1 rRNA gene is annotated in these 255 nt (G+C 49.4%); it reads right to left on the reverse strand.

The annotated features are described in order from the left end of the window. Positions 1-255: ribosomal RNA gene (locus GM672_RS28065) — 23S ribosomal RNA — on the reverse strand; the annotation flags it as partial.

Genomic DNA, 255 nt, shown 5'->3' on the forward strand with positions numbered 1-255 from the left:
AATACTCATCTCGCCCACCTGTGTCGGTTTGCGGTACGGTCTCGTATGACTGAAGCTTAGAGGCTTTTCTTGGAACCACTTCCGATTGCTTCGCGAACAAGTTCGCTCGTCCCAATCCCTTGAATTACGTACCCGGATTTGCCTAAGTACCTTCTATGAATCAGAAACTGACTATTCCAACAGTCAGACAACCTTCCGCGATCCGTCCCCCCATCGCATCATACGACGGTGCAGGAATATTAACCTGCTTCCCAT

This window comes from Pseudoduganella buxea (genome assembly GCF_009720835.1).
Taxonomy (GTDB): Bacteria; Pseudomonadota; Gammaproteobacteria; order Burkholderiales; family Burkholderiaceae_D; genus Rugamonas; species Rugamonas buxea.